Genomic DNA, 1,584 nt, shown 5'->3' with positions numbered 1-1,584 from the left:
TCACCGGTATAACCGTGTCGAACTATCGGCGCGCCAACCACTCCGCCGGCGGCGAACCGTCAGTTCACGGGTGGCTGTCGAGGGATTCGGAGCCCGACGCGCGGCCGGCGATCCGAAGGAACACCTTTAACGAGCCGACCGGCCGAGGGTTTGGTAATGGGACTGGAGGAGGAGATCGGAGACCTCCGCGAGGAGATCGCCGAGACGCCCTACAACAAGTCCACGGAGGCTCACATCGGGCGCCTGAAGGCGAAGCTCGCGGAGAAGAAGGAGAAGCTGGAGAACCAGTCCTCCGCCGGCGGCGGTCACGGCTACGCGGTCGAGAAGCACGGCGACGCCACGGTCGCGCTGGTCGGCTTCCCGAGCGTCGGCAAGTCCACCCTGATCAACGCCCTCACCAACGCCGACAGCGAGGTCGGCTCCTACGAGTTCACGACCCTCGACGTCAACCCCGGGATGCTGCAGTACCGCGGCGCGAACATCCAGATCCTCGACGTGCCCGGGCTGATCGAGGGCGCCGCCGGCGGCCGCGGCGGCGGGAAGGAGGTGCTCTCGGTCGTCCGCACCGCGGACCTGGTCGTGTTCATGCTCTCGGTCTTCGAGATCGAGCAGTACGACCGGCTCCGCGAGGAGCTGTACGCCACCAACATCCGCCTCGACACGGAGCCGCCGAACATCAACATCCGGAAGACGCACAAGGACGGGCTCGGCGTGACGATGAGCGACGACGTGAGCCTCGACGAGGAGACGGTCAAGCAGGTCCTCCGCGAGTACGGCTACGTCAACGCGAAGGTCACCATCCCCCACGACCTCACCATCGACGAGCTGGTCGACGCCGTGATGGACAACCGCGAGTACCTCCCCTCGATGGTCTCGGTCAACAAGGCGGACCTCATCGACAAGAGCTACCTCCCGACCGTGAAGGCGGAGCTTCGCGAGCGCGATCTGGACCCCGACGACGTGATCTTCATCTCCGCCGAGGAGGGGCTCGGCCTCGACGGCCTCAAGGAGCGACTCTGGGAGGAGCTGGGGGTTATTCGCATTTACATGGACAAGCCGGGCCGCGGCGTCGACTACGAGGAGCCCCTCATCCTGTTCGAGGGCGACACCGTCGGCGACGCCTGTTCGAAGCTCGGCGGCGAGTTCGACGAGCGGTTCAAGTTCGCGCGCGTCTCGGGCGACAGCGCCAAACACGACGACCAGCAGGTCGGGAAGGGCCACGAGCTCGCCGACGAGGACGTGCTCCGGATCGTCGCGCGGAAGTAGACTTTTAAATAGACGTTGGCAGCGCTATCGCATTAGGCGCTCTCTCCGTTCGCTTATAAATAGCTGCCAGTCGATCCACGGCGAACACCGCCAAAGCCCCAGCGGCTCGCTTATAAATAACTGACCGTAGACCGGCGGCGAACGGCTCCAAAGCCCCAGCCGCTCGCTTATAAATAGTTGACTGCGGATCGACGGACGACACCACCAAAGCCCCAGCCGCGCACACCACGCAGCCGACGTCAGCACCCCCGCGCGACGCCCCAGACAGGACCGCAACGACTGCACCGCGCGCCACCCGCGCCACCTCCTCGCCCCCCC

At 65.6% G+C, this 1,584-nt stretch carries 1 protein-coding gene; it reads left to right on the top strand.

Features of this window, described 5'->3' with window-relative positions; genetic code table 11:
* Window positions 1-156: 156 nt before the first annotated feature.
* Entirely contained in the window at window positions 157-1,266 is a 1,110-nt protein-coding gene (locus tag B9G38_RS17130; RefSeq protein WP_086221164.1) for a GTP-binding protein, read from the top strand.
* The last annotated feature ends 318 nt before the right edge of the window (window positions 1,267-1,584 follow it).

Source organism: Halorubrum sp. SD612, from assembly GCF_002135005.1.
Note: the sequence above shows the minus strand (reverse complement) of the source record. Positions and strands in the feature narration are given on the sequence as shown.